11 protein-coding genes are annotated in these 19,068 nt (G+C 62.3%); 1 reads left to right on the forward strand and 10 read right to left on the reverse strand.

Annotation, left to right across the window (positions count from 1 at the left end):
• Nucleotides 1-705: 705 nt before the first annotated feature.
• Nucleotides 706-1,863, reverse strand: a complete 1,158-nt coding sequence (locus NXI30_25860) for an acyl-CoA dehydrogenase family protein (GenBank protein ID MCR9097658.1) — start codon at nucleotides 1,861-1,863, stop codon at nucleotides 706-708.
• Nucleotides 1,864-1,865: 2 nt separating this feature from the next.
• On the reverse strand, nucleotides 1,866-2,999 hold the full coding sequence (locus tag NXI30_25865; protein MCR9097659.1) for an acyl-CoA/acyl-ACP dehydrogenase: 1,134 nt from the start codon (nucleotides 2,997-2,999) through the stop codon (nucleotides 1,866-1,868).
• Between the two features lie 729 nt (nucleotides 3,000-3,728).
• Between NXI30_25865 and NXI30_25870 the strand changes: the two genes are divergently transcribed.
• Entirely contained in the window at nucleotides 3,729-6,746 is a 3,018-nt protein-coding gene (locus NXI30_25870) for an AAA family ATPase (GenBank protein ID MCR9097660.1), read from the forward strand.
• A gap of 7 nt (nucleotides 6,747-6,753) precedes the next feature.
• On the opposite strand, the gene NXI30_25875 is transcribed toward NXI30_25870, so the two are convergent.
• The 8 genes from NXI30_25875 to NXI30_25910 form a co-directional block, all read right to left on the reverse strand.
• Complete coding sequence (locus NXI30_25875) at nucleotides 6,754-9,474, reverse strand: ATP-binding protein (protein MCR9097661.1); 2,721 nt, start codon at nucleotides 9,472-9,474, stop codon at nucleotides 6,754-6,756.
• Between the two features lie 34 nt (nucleotides 9,475-9,508).
• Nucleotides 9,509-11,608: an MMPL family transporter gene (locus tag NXI30_25880; GenBank protein MCR9097662.1), complete on the reverse strand. Its 2,100-nt coding sequence runs from the start codon at nucleotides 11,606-11,608 to the stop codon at nucleotides 9,509-9,511.
• Between the two features lie 148 nt (nucleotides 11,609-11,756).
• Nucleotides 11,757-14,207 carry a class I SAM-dependent methyltransferase gene (locus tag NXI30_25885; GenBank protein MCR9097663.1) on the reverse strand — a complete coding sequence of 817 codons (2,451 nt, stop codon included), beginning with the start codon at nucleotides 14,205-14,207 and terminating at the stop codon, nucleotides 11,757-11,759.
• Nucleotides 14,204-15,298 carry a radical SAM protein gene (locus tag NXI30_25890; protein ID MCR9097664.1) on the reverse strand — a complete coding sequence of 365 codons (1,095 nt, stop codon included), beginning with the start codon at nucleotides 15,296-15,298 and terminating at the stop codon, nucleotides 14,204-14,206. Before NXI30_25890 ends, NXI30_25885 begins: the two co-directional genes overlap by 4 nt.
• Before the next feature lie 249 nt (nucleotides 15,299-15,547).
• On the reverse strand, nucleotides 15,548-15,922 hold the full coding sequence (locus tag NXI30_25895) for a hypothetical protein (GenBank protein MCR9097665.1): 375 nt from the start codon (nucleotides 15,920-15,922) through the stop codon (nucleotides 15,548-15,550).
• Between the two features lie 46 nt (nucleotides 15,923-15,968).
• Nucleotides 15,969-16,409, reverse strand: a complete 441-nt coding sequence (locus tag NXI30_25900) for a hypothetical protein (GenBank protein MCR9097666.1) — start codon at nucleotides 16,407-16,409, stop codon at nucleotides 15,969-15,971.
• A 71-nt stretch (nucleotides 16,410-16,480) separates the two neighbouring features.
• The gene (sdhB, locus tag NXI30_25905; GenBank protein ID MCR9097667.1) at nucleotides 16,481-17,251 is read right to left on the reverse strand and encodes a succinate dehydrogenase iron-sulfur subunit; all 771 of its coding nucleotides are present in this window, start codon (nucleotides 17,249-17,251) and stop codon (nucleotides 16,481-16,483) included.
• Nucleotides 17,251-18,966, reverse strand: coding sequence for an FAD-binding protein (locus tag NXI30_25910; protein ID MCR9097668.1), 1,716 nt, complete (start codon nucleotides 18,964-18,966; stop codon nucleotides 17,251-17,253). The genes sdhB and NXI30_25910 overlap by 1 nt, the downstream gene beginning before the upstream one ends.
• Nucleotides 18,967-19,068: the final 102 nt, after the last annotated feature.

Here is a 19,068-nt window from a genome sequence, read left to right on the forward strand (position 1 = left end):
GTGCCGCACTCGCCGAGGGTGGACGAGCTCTAGGACACGGGTACCAGCGGTCGAGTCATCTCTCCTCGAGTTCCAGCCGAAGGGAATCGGAGGACGCTGCCGCGATTTCGGCTCGTCGCCATCAGACTAGGGCTTTGGTTGGCATCAGCGCTCGCGCAGCAGTTCGTGCCGACGCTCGAACTCCGACGCCGACGCGTTGGGTACCGAGATACCGCGGCAGTCGGGAATCAGCAGGAGAGCCCTTCGGGCGCCGGCTCATCAGCAATGAGCTGCTCGGGCGTTTTCTCTGGGGTCCTCGCTCGTCGACGGAGTCATCTAAGAGCGTCCAAACCAAGGCACTAGAGGCTCTGGTTGGACCCGTAGCGTGGTCCGACGCACTTCAGCGGGCATTCCACTCGCAGATCAACGCCTCGATCTAGGGGCGCCGCGGGCTTCGAATCTGAGGGTCGGGGGTGCAAATTTCGTCGCGAAGCCCGAGCCACGAGCGGCTGCGGGAGCCTCACGTGCCAGTAGCGGTGGACGTCCTCGGCAGCCTGCACGATGGGGCGGAATCTCGGCACGCCGATCAACGATCGCTGGCACGGCTCACCCATCGGCGAGATTCACCCGAGAGTGCGGAGGACGAGCAGCTCATCCGACATGAGCTGCTCCGTCCAGGAATCGCGCGGCACGCGCGGGTAGGCCACACGCGCCAGCCAGCCCACCTCAATCCTTCGGCAACCCCAATATCCGCTCGGCAATAATGTTCCGCTGGATGTTCGGCGTCCCACCCCCGATCACGACCTCGGGCCAGTTGAGCGAGTACTTCGCCCAGGCGCCGCCGTCGACGGCGTCGTCCCCGCCCATCAGGGTCGAGGAGGAGCCGAGGATCTCGAGCGCGAGCTCGCCGAGACCGATCTCGAGGTCAGCCCGGTGGAGCTTGTTGATCGAGGTCTCGGAGCCGAGCGGCTCGCCCTTCAGCTGCTTGGTCAGGAAGCGCATGCCGTTCAGGCGCATCGCCTCGATCTTCGTTTCCGCCTGGGCGATCCGGCGACGGATCCCGGGGTCTTCGCTCATGGCGCGACCGCCGCGGATCGTGTTGCGCGCGAGTTCCTTGACCTCTTCGATCTTGCGGATCAGGCCGTGAACCTCGGCGATCGACGAGCGCTCGCTCGCGAGCGCCGAGATCGTGACCTGCCAGCCCTGCCCCTCGTCGCCGAGTCGGTTCTCGACGGGGACGCGGACGTTGTCGAAGAAGACCTCGGCGAACATGGCGCCGCCGCTCATGTTCTTGATCGGCCGGACCTCGATTCCGGGCGTGTCCATCTCGACCAGGAGACAGGTGATCCCGTCGTGCTTCGACTCGACCTCGGTCTCGGTTCGGACGAGCAGGATCATCATCTTCGACCACATGGCGATCGAGGTCCAGATCTTCTGGCCGTTGACGACGTACTCGTCGCCGTCGCGCTCGCACTTGCACTTGAGGCTCGCCAGGTCCGACCCGGAATCCGGCTCGGAATAGCCGGTGCACCACTGGTACTTCCCGTCCAGGATGTCGGGGATGTACTTCTGCTTCTGCTCTTCGGTTCCGTACTGGATGATCGAGGGACCGACCCACGCGAGACCCATGAAGCAGGAGCCGAGGGCGGGCGCCTTCCGCTTCGCCATCTCGTCCTTGAGGATCACCTGCTCCATGATTCCGCCGCCGCCGCCGCCGACTTCCTGGGGCCAAGAGAACCCGACCCAGCGGCGTTCGCGGATCGCTTTCGTCCACTTCGCCTGGAACTCGGGCGTGCGCTCGGTTCCTTCCGGCAGGTGCTCGTCGAGGAAGGACACGACTTCCTTGCGGAAGGCCTCTTCTTCTTCGGAAAGCTGGAAATCCATGGCTAGAGGTCTCCGAGGAGCGCGACGCGCTCGTAGTGATGGTCCGCGTCACCGAACATGGGCCGAACCCACTTGGCGCGCTTGAGATAGAGCTGGATGTCGTATTCCCAGGTGTATCCGACGCCGCCGTGCAGCTGGACGCCCATGATCCCGGCCTGCGGGAACGCATCGGCGCAGTACGCCTTGGCCCGAGACACGGCGACGCGTGCGTCGTCGGCGTCCTGGTCGAGCGCCCAGATCGCGTAGTAGACGAGGGACCGGAACGACTCGACGTCGACGTAGATGTCGGCGAGCGGATGCTTCACGCCCTGGAACTTGCCGATCTGCTCGTCGAACTGGACGCGCTCCTTCGCGAACTCGGTCGTGATCTCGAGCGCCGCTTCGGCCGCGCCGACCGCTTCCGCCGTCACGAGCGCCGCACCGAGATCGAGCAGCCACTGGATCGCGGGCCAGGCCGCGCCCTGCTCGCCCAGCACGCAGTCGGTTCCGACCCGCGCGTCTTCGAGGGTGAGGCTGCCGATCCGCTTCGTGAGATCCATCGCGTCGTAGTCGACGGCCGTGGCGCCCGCGGTCCCCTTCTCGACGACGACGAGCGAGAGCGACTGGGCGTCGGACCCGGACCGGACCGCCACGACGCTGAGATCCGCAGCGGCCGCGTCGGTCACGTAGCGCTTCTCGCCCGACAGGATCAGCTCGTCCCCGTCCGGCTTGGCGAGCGTCTCGACGCCTTCCGCCCCGAGCGTGTCGCTCCGCTCCATGAACGCGAAGGTCCCGACCTTCGAGCCATCGGCCAGGCCCGGGATCCAGCGCGCCTGTTGCTCCTCGGAGCCGAAGCGCTCGATCGCCTTGGCCGCGAGGACCGTTGAGATCAGCGGCGACGGAAAGAGCGAGCGACCGGTCTCTTCGAGGACCACGAGCAGCGTCTCGAGGTCGAGCCCGACGCCGCCGTGAGCCTCGGGCATGTTGAGGCCGACCCAACCGAGCTCGGCCATCCGAGCCCAGAGCGCAGGATCGGTTCCGGGGCCGCCTTCGGCCTCCACGATCTCACGCACGCGTTCGAGGGGCGCGTTCTGGTCCAGGAATTTCCGGACCTCGGCGCGGAGAAGCTCCTGCTCCTCGGTGAATCCGAAGTTCATTGGGGGGTCTCCAGGGGTGGAAGAGCAGAGTCCGTTCCGAATCGCGGAAACCTGAGGTCCGCTCGACGCTCTTTGAGAGAGCGCCCGGCCTCTCTCCCGGAGACGCAAGTCACGCGCATCTCAGCGGCAACTCCGCGATATTCGTATCGATCTACCCACGTTTTAGTGGATCCCTCGGCGCGTGCGCCGGCGGGTCGGCGCGAACCATAGAGGAAGCCATCCCATGCGGCGACACCCCCGAATCCCTGCTCTGATCGCGAGCCTGTCAGCGTGCGCCGCGCTCGCCCTCCCCTCGACCGCAGTCGCCGACGTCTCGATCGAAGCCCAGGGCCGCTTCACCCGAACCGGCCCGAAGCAGGTCCAGTCTGAGTTCAACGGCCGCCCGATCGATGGCGCCGCCGTGGAGCGCCCGTCCGGTCGGACGCTGACCGCGCGTGGCCGAAGACTGCACGCCCAGCCGACGCAGCGCGTCTCGGTTGGGATCATCGGCTGCCCGGGGTGTACCGAGGCGCTCGAAGCGGTTGGGGGGGTTGTGGTGGATGGGCGTAGGATGAAGGCCCGCCGCCCCCGATAGACCGCGTCCGCGCCCTCGCTCCCCGAGGGATTCGAAGCCAAGGCCTAACTTGCTGATTGAAACCCACCTGAACTTGTTCCGTGGAGATACTGGGCCGTGACGCTTGCGCGCTCGAACCAATGTGGCGTTCAAGCGGAGCAGACGGGGAGCCCATCATGCCGACGCTCGGATTCGATGACTTTGAAATCGACTTGGATCTATTCACGCTCACAAGGGGCGGCGTGCAGCTGGAGATCGGAGCGAGGCCGCTAAATGCCCTCATCTATCTGATCGAGAACCGACACCGAATAGTGAATCGAGAGACGCTTCGCGAACGAATCTGGAAGGGCGCTGAAGTCAGCGCATCGACGATTCCAACCTGCATCATGTCGATTCGGCAGGTGTTGACAGACGACCCCAAGAACCCCCGGTACATAACGTCTCACCGAACGCGCGGCTACCGCTTCATTGGCGCAGTTCGTGGCATAGGCCTAGCCACGGTCGCGGACACACGCGCCCAGCTTGAACGAATTCCGTTTGTGGGTCGAGAAGCTGAGATGAGTCGACTTCACGCAGCTTGGCGCAAGGTGCGAGTATCCGGGATCGGACGACTAGTGCTGGTGTCCGCCGAGGCTGGCATGGGCAAGTCTCGCCTACTCGAGGAATTCAGCGCCACGGCCTCGGTCGAAACACCAACGTATTCGACACGAGCCGCGCCCTCGGAAGGTGCCCTCCCCTTCCTACCGTGGGCGAACCTCCTCCGAAAAGCGGTCGCTGATTCAAGCTCGGGGTCAGACGTCGAGCGTTTCGCGCGAGCGCTAGGGGACGACATTCCCGAACTCGGCCTGCGACCATCAGAAGACGCCGGTGCTGATCGTACGCGACGCGTGAACTCGTTCAGACGATGGACCTCTGCGATCTGCGCGCTCAGCGAGAGGGGGCCCGCTGTACTTCTTATCGACGACATTCATCGACTCGACCACGACTCTCTTCTGCTGCTGTACTGGATCGCAGACGAACTAGACAGAACCCCACTATTCGTCATCGCGACGACACGCCCCAGGCCCGCATCGCAGGCGACGTCAGATCTAATCGCCGACATCGCAGACCTGCAGCTTTGCTCCCAACTCTCAGTGAGCCCACTAGAGCCCCCCGACGTCGAGACGCTGCTCGACCCTCTTGGGGACGATATCCCCTCAGTCGCGAAGAGCCTCGTTGCCCAGACCAACGGCAACGCGTTCTACGTTACGCACCTAATCCGAAGCCTCTCGGCCCTGTCTTCATCGAGCAACCGAGGATTCAGCTTGGATGGACTCCCACTACACGCTCGTGAGATCGTCGCAAGGCAACTATCGGACCTACCACGCCTCACGCGCACGGCCTTAGAAGCGGCATCAGTGCTCGGGGATCGTTTCGGCCCGGAGGCACTCTGCAAGACGGCCGGCTTCGACCTCGCAGATGCGCTCGACTATCTGCAGCCGGCAGTCGATGCATGGATACTCAGAGAACAGAGTGGGACGTTCATGTTCAATCACTCGATCCTCAGGGAATCCCTGTACAGGACGTTTCCGCCGCTCGATCGTCGGCGAGCGCACCTACGATATGCCGAACATCTGAAGGGCGCACCTAGCTCCAATCCCATAGCTGCGGAAGTTGCCCACCATCTCACACAGGCCTTGCCGGTCGGTGATGCAGCAGAAGCAATGGAGGCCACGCTTCAAGCTGCCGCACAAGCATCACAGCGCCATGCGTACTCGGAGTCGAAGCGCCTCCTTGAACAAGCAGTCGAGATCCACGACCGCAATCACCTTCCCCAAGAGCCTCGGGAACGCGTCGGCCTACTCATCGAGCTCGCCCAGGCGACTCTCTATTGTGGCGACCGCGAGTCGGCGCGCGCAATCCTGCTCGACGCCGCGGACATCGCTCGATCGGCAGGCGATTCCAAGGCTATCGCCACTTGCGCGCTTTCTCTCGCACCCGATTTCTTAACGATCGAGTTCGGCGTCCAGGACACGGCACTTATTCGACTCATCGAGGAATCTCTCGAATGCCTCGACCCAGACGACGAGGAGACCCGCGCGCTGCTTCAGGCTCGCCTTTCACTTGCAACCCAATGGAGCCAGGCCCCTCCGGCAAGAGACGAGCTGGCCGCTTCTGCTCTCTCGGCCGCAAGGAAGACCGGATCCAGGCACGCAGAGATTGGCGCACTTGCGGCCCTAGCGGAGACGCTAAATGGCCCCAGTAACGCCAGTAGACGATTACGGACCTGTAACGAACTGGAGAAGCTGTCGATCGACGTCGGCGACATCCCATCAACGCTCCTGTGCCATACGCGAAAGATCGCCGCCCTTTTGGAGATCGGCGACATCTCGAGTATCCGAACTGAGAACGCACTTCACAGAGAACTCGCATCACGGTACCAGCTTCCCCAGTACGGATGGCTTTCGATCGCTATCGACAGCATGCTGTCAGCGCTCGCTGGCGACCTTAGGCAGGCGGAATTGCTGGCAAGCGAGTATGTGCTGGTGGCGAAGAACAACCACGACATGAATGTCTTTCTGACATTCGCCGGGCAACGCGCATCATGGCAGCTTGAGCGAGACCAACCAGAACTTATCGTCCCGGTTGTCCGGTCTCTTTCCGCCGCGCAGCCGACAGTCATGTTCTGGAAGGCCCTGTTGATCTGGTCGCTGGCACTCTCCGGAAGCGGCGCAGAAGCTCACGGACAGCTAGAAGCCTTCGACAGCGAGTGCATGCGCAGACTGTCCTCAGAGCCAGGTGGCGGATTGGGAATCGCGGTGCTCGGGGAAGCGGCTGCAACGTGTGGGTCGCCACAGGTCCGATCGCGGCTAATCGACCACCTCGAGCCACTCTCGGAGCATTCTGCTTCCGCGGGATACGGCGTCACCTACTTCGGCTCGTTCGCGCGATACCTGGGTGCTCTTCTACGGGAACAGCAAGACTTCCGTCGTGCTCGCATGTACCTCCAGAATGCAGTGACGGAGGAAAGGGAGCGATACGCGCCGTCGTGGCACATGTACGCGCTTGCAGAGCTACTCAAGAACGAGATCGCCGCTGGCGCCGATTTCTCTGAGCTGGCCGAGCAGGCTCGCGCGGTTCTATGCGAGTACGATCGGCTCGCCCTGCCGCGTGCGAAACGACTTCTCGGTACAGCACTACAGATTGCAGCCTAGTCGAGCACTAGATCGGCGCGTACGGAATACGAAGCTCGAAGCGCGCGCCACCGAGGGCAGATTCGGTGACGAGGAGGTCTCCGCCGTGCTCTCGCGCAACGCGACGTGAGACGGATAACCCCAGCCCCGTTCCCGTGCCAGCAGCCTTGTCAGTTGCAAATGGCTCGAAGAGTCGATCTTGCATCTCGGGCGACACCCCGGATCCGTTGTCGTCCACGCATACAGTCACATAGTCGCCGACCGGTCGCAGCGCCAAGCTGATACAACCAGTGTCGTCTGCAACCGCGTCCCCCGCGTTCTTCAGCAGATTCAAGACGACCTGCGAGATTGCCGAGCGATCCGCGTTCACGGCCGGCAGCTCTTCAGATACCAACAACTTGAGAGAGACTCCACGCTCGCGGAACGCCGGAAGAACAAGAGCAGCGGTCGACTCTACACAGTCTCGAAGGTCCGTCCTTTCAACTTCCCCGCGACCAGGAGAGGCGAAGTCGCGCAAATCGCCCACCAAAGACTGTGTTCGCTCAAGCCCTTCAAGAACGATCTCGCCGAGTTCCACAATCACGTCCGTGGTCGCGGACAGGTCTACTTCGTCAAGACCGTCACCGGGCGTGCCTCCGTCGGCCGCGAGGTGTCGCTTGGTCGCCTCCGCAAGCTGCGTCGCAAGATCTTCGATTTCGCGACGCATCGTCCTGACCGCGTTTATCGCGAAGTTCACAGGGTTGTTTACTTCGTGCGCGATTCCGGCAGCCAACTCGCCAACCGCCGCAAGTCGCTCCGCTTCGACCAGCTGAGCTTCGGCCGCCTTCAAATCATCGAGCGTAGACTGCAGCTGGTCGTTCCGCTCCTCAAGCGCAACCTGAAGAGTCCGCACCTTTACGAGCCCCCGCACACGAGCCAGAAGCTCTTTCGGATGGAAGGGTTTGGTCACATAGTCGTCGGCCCCGAGTTCGAGACCGCGGATCTTCATCTCGTTCTCCGCCTTCGACGACACCAGCATCACGGGCACGCGGGAGATTTCGTCGTCCGACTTGATGGCCTCACAGAGCTCGGTGCCAGACATCTCCGGCATCATGATGTCCGTAACGACCAGGCTTGGTGACAGCTGCTTCGCGAGCTCGAACGCCTCGGCGCCGTTTCGGGCAAGCGAAACTGAGAACTCTTTCGACAGTAGGAAGTGAAGCAACTCTCTCATATCGGAGTTGTCGTCAGCAACGACGATCCTGGGACGGCTCCGGTCAGCGTGGGAATCCAAGACCGGATCGCTCCCAACCAGTCCCTCCCGCGAGGCCCACCTGTCGATTGTCCGCGCGGCGTCTAGAGCGATTCCGCCCGCCTCGAAGACACCTTCTCCCGCGGCTGCCGACGGAGGCGAAGCAGCATCCCTATCGTCGTCCACAAGGACCTGTTCCTCGATCTCGTCAGGCTCGCCGTAAGGAATGGTAAAACTCATCCGCGTGCCAAACCCGACACCTGCACTCTCCGCCCAGATCTGCCCCTCATGAAGCTCAACGAGCTCTCGTGCAAGCGCTAGTCCGATTCCTGTCCCTTCATGTTCTCGTGTTGCTGACCCGTCGACCTGGGCAAACCGATCAAAGACCCGATCAACGTCCTCAGCTGCAAGTCCGATTCCTGAGTCTCGACAATGGAAAACCACTCCTTCCTCATCCGGGTCAGGTCCGATCTCGACGACCACCTCACCCCCCGAAGGCGTGAACTTGAGCGCATTTCCAACAAGATTGACGACAACCTTCTCGAGCGCGTCAACGTCGACACAGGCGAGTGCCGGGCTGCCCGAAGACTGCAATGAGAGATCGACCCCTTTGCTCTCGGCCATTGGCCTAGCGCCTTCGACTATCGGTTCGACGATACTCCGGAGGTCGAGTTCACGACGGACAACGGAGAAGCGATCGCTCTCTAGCTTGGCCAGATCAAGCAGATTGTTGATCAGCTTCAACAAGCGCTGACCATTGACGTGCATGGTCTGAAGCGTGCGATCCGCAGTTGCCGAGAACTCGCCATGATCGCCGGCAAGCATCGACTCGAGCGGAGCGAGCATGAGCGTCAGCGGAGTACGGAGTTCATGATGAACGTTCGCGGAGAATCGGTCTTTCGCTTCGTCGAGGGAGGCAAGCTCGTCCCGAGCGGCCTCGATCTCCTTCCGCTGCTCGAACGTGACCACTCGAGTCTTTGAAAGGTAGTTGCAGCTGAACGCACTCTCGAGAGCGCCGGAGAGAATGAAGATCATTTGGATCACGAAAGCGCGCTGATCGAAAGCTGCAGGGGAGAGTGCTGTGGCAGCAACGAATCCCGAGACACAGAAGGTCGAGACGCCAACAGACCCGCGCACCGTGATCGGTTGAAGGACTGGCATGCCAACCAGCACGAAGATCAAACCCGCGAAGTATAGGGAGTCTGCGCGATCGACCGCGTAGACCATCCCAAGGATCTCCGCGGCGACTGCGCCGCAGACGGCAAGCTGGCAGAAGTTCGGGGAAGCGAATCGCCACTTCAGCAGGACGCCGACGACGAATACGTCGACCACGAACCTCAAGATAAAGAAGAAGGCGAAGTGATCCCGGAACGCCCAGTAGTCGAGGCCAACCCAAGCAACTTGACAGGTCAGGATGAAGGCGCACGTGCCCTTGAGCTGCTCGACAGCCGCGTCGTGCCCTTCAGCTCTCCAGTAGGCGTCATGCCTGTCTGCCCAACTGCGCTCAGCGTGATCCATGCCGCCATCCTCATCGGCATGAAAGCAACGGCTCCTAAGTGCGGGTGCCTTTACCTACGAATCTTAGGAGCGCCGGCAATGCCACAACATCAAACACGAAGCAGAGAGCCATTACGACTGCCGTGAGCACGCCCAGGGTCTTAGTAAAGACGAAGCTCGAGAAACCCAAGACAGCGAAACCAACACCTACCGCGATTGTGGTAGTGAGAAGCGCGGGGAGCGCTGACAGCGCGGCCGCCATCGGGTCGAGAGACTTTCGGGCAGCAGAGGCGACGTGGATCGTGTCGTCGACCGCGATGCCCAAGGCCAGGTTCACAACGAGAACAACGCCTGCGTCTAGCGGCAGCCCGATAAGAGCGATCGCGCCGAATGCAATTGCCAACGGGGCGAGATTTGCTGCAAGAGCCGCCGCAGCTATCGGAAGAGAACGAAAGATCGCAAGAAGCACCAACGATATCGAAAGAACTGCCAGACCTGCCCCTCTGAGCTGACCGCTTACCACCTGTTCCTCTGCTCTCGCGAACTCGAACATCACTCCGGTCGCTCGAGCGCCGTAGTCGTCGGGGCCGTTCTCGTCCCACCAGTTCTCTGCGCGCTCCGCCAACCCAAGGAGGTTCCCGGAGCCGTTGTCGCCGACGCGCACCCTGATGTTCGCGCGGGTTCGATCTGCGCTGATCAGGTCCTCGATCTGCTCCTCGCTCTCAAGCAGAAGCAGGTATTGCTCGACTTGCCCCCGACGTTCAATAGATGACGCGCCAGGCGAGTAGACTTCGTGAACCTGGCTGAGCGGATCGGCAATCGATACAACCTTCCCAACGCTGTGCTCAGACGAAAGAAATTCCGCGAGCGCACCAATCGACGAAATCACCTGAGGTTCTGTGACGGAACGGCCCTCAGGCGCTTCAATTACGACATTGATCGGCGATATCCCAGACAGTCGACTCCCGATCTCGTCATAGTCATCCCTAACGTTCGTGCCGCGCGGAAACCACTTAGTCACGTCAGTCTCTAGATTCAGCCTCGGAAGGGCAAGAGAGACGAGTGCGGCGGTCCCAAAGAGGAGAAGCAAGGCGACACCGGCGCGCGCGTTGGCCGCTCGAACGAAGTTCGCCGTTGCGAGGATCACTCTTTCGGCGACTGGGTGTGACGCCAGAATGAGCGGCCACGACGACAGAACCGCGACCGGCAGAGTCAACGCCGCTGCTGTGATGCCCAGAGTTCCTATTGCGCCGAGAACCCCGACATCTCTGAGTGCTTCAATATCTGTCGTCGATATTGCCAGAAAGCCTATCGCCGTCGTCACCCCAGAGAGCGCGACCGGCAGCGCGATCGCTCTTGCTTGAGCGCGGCGGTCTTCAGCCACGGCCGAGCGAGCCATCGCGAAAACCACATGGGACGCATAGGCGCACCCCAAGGCCAGCAGCACCGATGGGAGAATCATTGTCGAAAGACTTAGCGGGATCGAGAGAACGCTCATCGAGGCCAAGAGAACCGAACACCCCGCTACTCCAACGGCCATCGGAAGCAGCGCAAGTCGAGCGCTCCCAAAGACCACCGAGAACACGAGGAAGATTACGACCACGGTCGCGGCGCTGAAGCTGCTGACCTCCCTCGCTGTCCGAATGTTGATCTCCGTTCGAAAAATCGGCACTCCCGAAACGAAGACCTCTCCGCCGGCCTCCGTTGCGACGGATCGAACCTCGAGCACTATCGACTCAAATGTTCGATCGGGCTCCGCGTCGAGATAAACGTTGATCGCAGCCGTTCTAGCGTCGTCGGAGATCAAGGATCGCGGCGCAATACGATCGAGTTCGACCTCGGCTCGAAGTCTCGCAACCTCTGATTCGGAACTGGGGAGGCCCTTCTCAAGCGCCGCGTCCAACAGCAGCTCACCGCCGTCGCCGGACCGAATGAGCGGGACGGAGGCAAGGCTATCTACTCGGCGTACCCCGGCGATCTCCTGGAGACGCTCCGTCATCACCTCCACTCGCGTCAGCAGGTCTCGCGAAAATGGCTCGGCCGTAGAAATCGCTACAACTAAGAGCTCGTCGCCCCCGAAGTAGTCGAGGCTCTCCTTGTAGAAGTGCCAGGGCTCTCCTTCACGGTCGAGAATCGCGTCGGTAGACGTATCCACAGAAACGCGAGTCCCTAGCACTCCGCACGCCACGACGACCCCTAGCCAGAGCAGCAACCAAGCACGCGGAGAAGCGAATGCTGATGAGACTGCAAGACTGGGGAGTTCAGAACGATTGCTGCTGGTCACAAAGTAGCTGGGCCTCGCACTACTCTTCGGATCGTCTCGCTACTGCGAGCCACGCCTGTGCGGGTTCCCCGAAGACCGGGACGACCTCGAGAACATCTAGTCCAGCGGCAACTAGTATCCGCGAAAGCTCCACGTCATCCCAGAATTGGAACACACCTTGCTCCTCGAGGTCCAGAAGCCTTCCCGCGTCATTGATGAAGGTGCCAAGTGCTCTCGCAGCGGCAGCCTCTCCTTCTTCGCCGAAGGCACTAAGTGCTCGTCCTTCCCGCAGCTCCAGGACTCCGTCGACGCAGATTCGGGAAGTGTCCGCGTCCTTCCGAAGCGCGGATACCGCGAGGAGGCCGCCGACGCGCAGCAGCCGCCTCGCCCCGTCAAGCAACCGAATCGGATCTCGCACGTAGTTTATTACGAGAGACAACAACACGCGGTCAGCTACGCAGTCCCTTAGAGGTAGGCCGACGTCGCCCTCCGCCGGGCTCAGATCCGCCGAGATCCAGCTGCGACGATTGGCCGGCGATTCGGGGCGCCGAGACCTCGATCTCTTGAGCGCGTCTCGGACAAAATCGACCTCAATGATCTTCGGAATGGCTTCTGGCGGTCCAGATTCGTCTAGGTAGCGAGCAAAAGATCCGATCCCACTTCCGAGATCGACAACTGTGTGCTCGCTTCGAATCTCCAGCGCGTCTGCCTGTCGACCCATCAGATCTCGGAAAGATCGAGTCTCGATCACGAGCTCCATACCTAGCGTCCCGTCGCGACCCACCAGATAGTCACGCCAGAATCCGCGCACAGCTTCAGAGCTGGCCTCGAACTCCCTAAGTCTCCCGCGCTCGTTCCGTTGTCGTGCGCGCATTTCACGGTAGTCGGTACGACCTTCTACACTGGGAGCCCGGCCAGAGGAGAACCGAAATACCTCAGAGGCGACCCACTGAAATATCATCGCCGCTTCCTTGCTAGAACGAAGCTGATGACCCGTCTCGGCTACGACATGCCTACGATTCGAGGAATCGCCGAAGGAAAGCACATCGTCCACCCGGCGACGGTCCATCCATGCGTCGTGGCGCCCGGAGATCCAAGTCGTCGGCACCGAGACTCTCGCGAAATCTCGCCGAGAGTCTTCAAGAAAGGCGATTCGCTCCTCTAGTGCGTGCGAAGCCGTCCGATCAATATCTAGTAGCAAGCCCTGAACGTCTTGTACCCCGAACGACACTCCAGCTTCGGCACCGCCCAGGTAGTCGACGCCCCCGGAAATCACTCGAATCAATGACTGAGGATCCGTTGCGCCAACGACGCTTACCCAGCCGTCGAAAGCGTTGGTCTCGTCGTCTGCGAGAGCTCTTCTGGCCTCGACGGAGGCGACACTGAAGCTGACAACGAAGACTTTCGTGGCCCCTTGCTCGCGTCGAATGTACGAAGCGGCGCCGGCAAGGTCGACAGCCCCCTGAGAGAAGGTGTAGTTCAAGTTCCCCAGATGGGGCTCGGCACATTCAGGGTCGTTGTGTGACTCCCCACGTTTCCGAACTCCGTCGAAACGCAACACTCGCAGCGGTAGTCCCTCAGCCTCGAACTGAGCGACAAGCGCCCGCGCGAGGGGTAAGAGCGTTTCCTTCGTCTTACCCCAAGCGGACGGAATCACGACAGCAGGACATTGGGTTGGGCAGTTGGCTGTCTCGTCTAGAAGCCCCACCACCGGTTCGCCTTGGGCGTTTAGGAAGCCAACCACGCATGGGACAGCAGGAACTGAGCTTGTCCGCTCCGCTGAATAGCCTCGCCTGAGGTCGCCAAAGACCTCGTCGAAGTCTTCCGCGTTCGGCGCGACTGAGGGACGTCTGGGATACACAGCGAGACCGACGCGACAGCGTCTGGAACCGATCCGCGAATCGTCCACGCTGCAAACGGTCGCAAACGGTCTGATCTCCGATCTCTCCTCGACGACCACGAACTCGTCGCCGACACCGGTGGACTGGCCCTCGTCGAGTTCAACGCCAAGTCCGCCGCCCGACTCGTCGACCACCCGAGCCTCAAGCGCACCGGCACCGGACTCGCCGGGGCGAACGAGTCGAATCCTCCTCCAACCTGGCGCGTCTCGTCGGATTCGGTCTCGCCGCTCAGAGCGATAAACGACGCGAGGGGTAGAGGCTAACACCGTGACGTCTCCGCTACGTCCAGAGTCATCCGCCGCGACCATCAAAGAGAAGAAGTGCGGAACGTGACGTACGTACCCCGAGAGAAACAGCGCCTCGCCGATTTTCCCGAAGTTCCGGCACCGGACGCGAAGCTGCGAGTCGTCGACGGACTCGATAACCGCTTCTTCTCGCTCCACTGCCCGATTCGTCCCCCGCGATAGCAGGGTTCCTTGGTCGCGGAGAGACAGGAGAATACTTCGGATCTCTTGGGGGTCCGTGATGGCAACGGGGTGGAGCCGATCGAACACCTCCGGCGCCAGCACCTCGGCGACCGGCGAACTCATCGAGATTCGAGGCGCCGCGTACGATGCAACGGGGACCAGACGAACTGCTCCCAGTAGGATTCACAGATCTCGACCCAAGTGCGGATCTCTTCCTGGCGGATGAACTCGCGGACATTCACCATTAGCCAACTGTGGACAGCCTGCGAGTCGCGACAGCTCTTGCAATCGCCGGAGGTGCAGCAGAAGGCGACGCTCTCAGTATCCGCCGCGAAGGCATTGAAACCCGGCAGAACGGGCTTCCCGTTCTTTAGTCGGTCAGCGTGGTCGGGATGTGAAACGCTGATGCTCGGGCACTCGTCGTAGCCAAACATTCCCCATTCGGTGCGACCCGTAATCAATGCGCGCGAGTAGTACGGATGAGAGAGAACGGTGTCGGGATACTTCTGAGTTACGCGCAAGACCTCGTCAAGAAGACGAGTCTCGATATCGCGGCTTGAGTCGCTGGGACCTGAAGAGCCGTAGTCCGAGTAGTAGTTGAAGGACACGACGTTTCCATTGTCCGCGATACGAGAGATTGTCTCGTCGATTAGATCGGGCCTGTGAACGTCGAGCGCGTAGATAAAGGTTGCGCGGGAGTCGCCGCGATAGTTGGCTAGCGCGGTGTCGAACAACCCCTCGAACCGTTTTCCGTTCGGCGCGATAGCCCTCAAGCGATCGTCTTCGCCGACGCCGGAAAAAAGCGTCAGTGCGATAGCGACGTTCTCGAATCCGTCGCGAGGAAGCGGCCGAAGCCCGTTCGTGGAGATCGTCACGAACTCCATCGCGTCCTGGAAGGCTTCGACCCGCTCCGGATGTAACGTTGGCTCGCCGCCGATAAGCAACGCGGCCGTCACGCCGTCCGTAGCCTGCTCCTTAGCGAACAACCTCCACCGCTCTAGGCTCGGTGGCTCAGAAGTCCGTCGATCAAAATCCTTGGCGAAGAACCAGCAGCCATCGCACCGGATGTTACAAGCGTTGGTCAGATGGTATTCCGAACTCCGGACCTGGGCGCTTATCTGCCGCACGGTGTCGAAGCGCGAGCGAAGCCCAGGTTCATCGAGAAGATCGGCGAGCCGCTTCCTTCGCGGTCGTGCACTTGCTCCGGGTCGCACCAAGAATCTCCATGAAGGTCGGCCGCCAACAGCCTGAAATCCACAACGCAATTGCTCAACGGAAAAACCACATTGTAGATAGGATTTAACCCTAACCACAACGTCGTTCTAGCATACCCGAAACCAAGAATTCGGATAATTCAGAGCGATCGAAGGGATTAACCCACGGGATAACTGAAAGGTGCGGGCCTAGGGGCCGGTGCCCTCGATGGCCCCCTCATCTCCGCGGAGAAGATGTCATCCGCCCAGCTAGATCCCCGCCACAGCCCCGATCCCCATCACGCTTCCAACGATCGCGATGAGGTAGAGCACGGTGCCGACCAGCGGGTCGCGCTCGCCGCCACCCAGGTCGACCAGGAGCGAGCGAACGTGGTGCGCGCCCTTCCAGAGCGGCAGCACGAGAAGCGCGGCGAGCAGGAGCTGCGCGACCGGGATTCCCAGGAGGCTCGCGGTGAAGAGCTCCTGCGCGCGGACGTAGTTGAGGTTCATGGGATCCACGATTCCCAGGGGCATCAGGATTCCGATGACCAGGATCCAGCCCGTCATGAGCATGGTTCCGATCATGATCCCCTGGCCGAACATGAACCAGATGATGGGCTCGAGCTTGAGAAGAAGAGTGCGCATTAGAGGACGACTCCCGTGGAAGCGAGCGAGGAGGTAACGAGGCGCATCAGAAGATCACTCCGGCGAGGGCGAGGGAAACGACGAGGGTCAGGCCGATCCAGAGGACGTAGAGGCCCGCGTGGATCACCGGGCCCGGCGGCGGCTTCGCGGGGCCGATCGCCGGGGGCTGGGCCTTCGGGAAGAGTCGGAAGAACCGCACCGCCACGAAGATCACGCTGGCGAGCGCGACGACATGGAAGAGGATGTAGATCGGGTTCTCCAGCGCCTTCATCTGGGCCTGCCAGGCGATCGGACCGGCGCCGAGCTGGCCGACGATCTTGATCGCGAGGAAGCCGACGAGGAAGTAGATGATTCCCGTGGCGTCGAAGAGCAGGTAGGTCCGGATCCGCGGCGCACTCCACCAGGTGGAGGGCATCTGGGGCGGCGCGGTTCGGGTTCGACCCGGCTTCGGCGGGGCCATCGCTTCGGGGTGGGCAGGTCCAGCCATCGTTGGATCCTCTCTCTCTCTCGAATCTCTCGTGGGCAGCGCGGCGCTCGCGCGGCGCGCTCCGGAGTCTTCTAGTCGGCGGCGTGCGGGGCGCGGGGGAGGACGAGGCCCTTGGCCCAGTCGATCACCGCTCCGAACTTCGCCTGGTTCACGGCCGCGGCCGGGTCGACGCCCTTCGGGCAGACCTCGGAGCACTCGTTGGCGTAGGAGCAGCTGAACACCGTTCCCTCGCCGCGGAAGATCTCGTGCCGCTCTTCGGTTCCCTCGTCACGGGTGTCGAGGTTGTACCGGTGGCCCAGGGCGATCGCTGCCGGCCCGAGGAACTCGGGCTCGTTCGCGACGACCGGGCAGGCCGCATAACAGAGCATGCAGTTGATGCACATGCTGAACTGCTTGAAGCGACCGAGCTCCTCAGCGGACTGGGAGTAGGTCCCCTTCTCGTTGAAGTTCTCCATGTCCTCGGCGCGTTCCTTCACGCGCTTGATCCACGGCTTCACGCTCTCGAACTTGTGCATGAACCCGTCGAGCTCGACGACGAGGTCGCGGACGACGGGGAAGTTCGCGAGGGGCTCGATCTCGACGCGATCACCGTACTCGTCGAGCGCGGTCTTGCACGTCAGCTTCGGCTCGCCGTTGACCATCATCCCGCAGGAGCCGCAGACCGCCATTCGGCAGGACCAGCGGTGGGACACGGTCGAATCGAGCTCGTCCTTGATGAAGTTGACGGCGTCGAGAACCTTCCAGCTCGGATCGCAGGGAACCTGGTACTCCTGCGTGTAAGGCGCTTCGTCCTTGTCCGGATCGAACCGGGAGATCACGATCGTCTTTTCGGTCGTCGACATCAGTACTTCCGCTCCTCGGGCACCCACTTGCCGAGCACCACGTCCTTCTTGCCGAGCCGCGGCCCGGCGGCGTCGTGGTACGCCATCGTGTGATAGAGATATTCGTCGTCGTTGCGGGTCGTGAAGTCCTTGCAGGTATGCGCCCCGCGACTTTCCTTGCGGTGGGCCGCGGAGACGGCGAGCGTCTCGGCCACCTCGACCATGTTCGCGAGCTCGAGGGCCGTGATCAGCTCGGTGTTGAACACCTTGCTGTCGTCCTCGAGTCGCAGGTCGGCGACCCGGCTGCGCAGCTGCGCGACCGCCCCGACCCCGTGCTGCATCGAGTCCTGCTCGCGGTACACGCCGCAGGCCGACTCCATGATGTTGTTGAGCTCTCGTCGGATCGCCGAGATCTTCTCGCCGCCCTTCTTGCGGCCACGGAGATCGTCGACGCGGGCGGCTTCCTCTTCGGCCTGCGCCGTGAGGGCCGCCTCGTTCCCGTCGCCCGAGCCCTTGGAGAAGTCCATGGCGTGGCGCGCCGCAGCGGCACCGAAGACCAGGCACTCCGTGAGCGAGTTCGAGCCGAGCCGGTTGGCGCCGTTGATCGACACGCAGGCCGTCTCGCCCGCCGCGTAGAGGCCGGGGAGCTCGGTCGCGCCGTTGATGTCCGTATCCACGCCACCCATCATGTAGTGGACGACCGGGCGGATCGGAATCGGTTCGTGGACCGGGTCGACGCCGACGTAGGTCTTCGCCAGCAGGCGGACGAAGGGCAGCCGGGAGTCGATCTTGTCCTCGCCGAGGTGGGTCAGGTCGAGCTGGACGTACTCGCCGTACGGGCCCTTGAACCCGCGTCCCGCCTCGATCTCCTGGACGATCGCGCGCGAGATCATGTCGCGCGGTCCGAGCTCGGCCTTGTTGCCGACGCCGTAGTCGTACTCGACCAGGAAGCGCTCGCCCTTGTTGTTGCGAAGGAAGCCACCCTCGCCGCGCGTCGCTTCCGTGATCAGGATGCCCGTGCCGGGGAGACCGGTCGGGTGGTACTGGACGAACTCCATGTCCTTGAGCGGGACGCCGGCGCGGTAGGCCAGGGCCATGCCGTCGCCGGTCTTGATCGTGCCGTTCGTCGTGAACGGGAAGATCTTGCCGCCGCCACCGGTCGTCAGGATCACGCCCCGACCCAGGATCGTGTGGTACTCGCCCGTGCGGATGTCGAGGGCCGCGACGCCGCGGCAGACGCCGTCGTCGATCAGCAGCTTCGAGACGAAGTACTCGTCGTAGCGGACGATGTTCTTGAAGCGCATCGAGTGCTGGAACAGCGTGTGGAGCATGTGGAAGCCGATCTTGTCGGCGGCGTACCACGTGCGCTTCGTCGTCATCCCACCGAACGCGCGGGTCGCGACGGTGCCATCGTCGTTCCTGGAAAAGGGGCAGCCCCAGTTCTCGAGGAGCGCGAGCTCCTTCGGCGCTTCCTCGACGAAGAACTGGATCGAGTCCTGGTCCCCGAGGAAGTCCGAGCCCTTGACCGTGTCGTAGCCGTGGAGCTCGAGGTTGTCGTCGTCTCGGGCGACGGCCGCCGCGCCGCCTTCGGCGGACACGGTGTGACTTCGCATCGGATAGACCTTCGACACGAGGGCGATCGAGGCGTCGGGATGATTCTCGGCGGCTTCGATCGCCGCGCGCAGACCCGCGCCACCACCGCCGACGATGACGATGTCATGTCGGGAAACGTCCATGGGTGAGACCTCTTGAGAGTGAGGTTGAGCCGAAATAGGAAGGCCGGAAGCACCCGCCACGAAACGGGAGGCGTCGGCAGCGACTCGGAAATCGGGTCGCAG

It is taken from the genome of bacterium (assembly GCA_024742285.1).
GTDB lineage: Bacteria > Myxococcota_A > UBA9160 > UBA9160 > UBA4427 > UBA4427.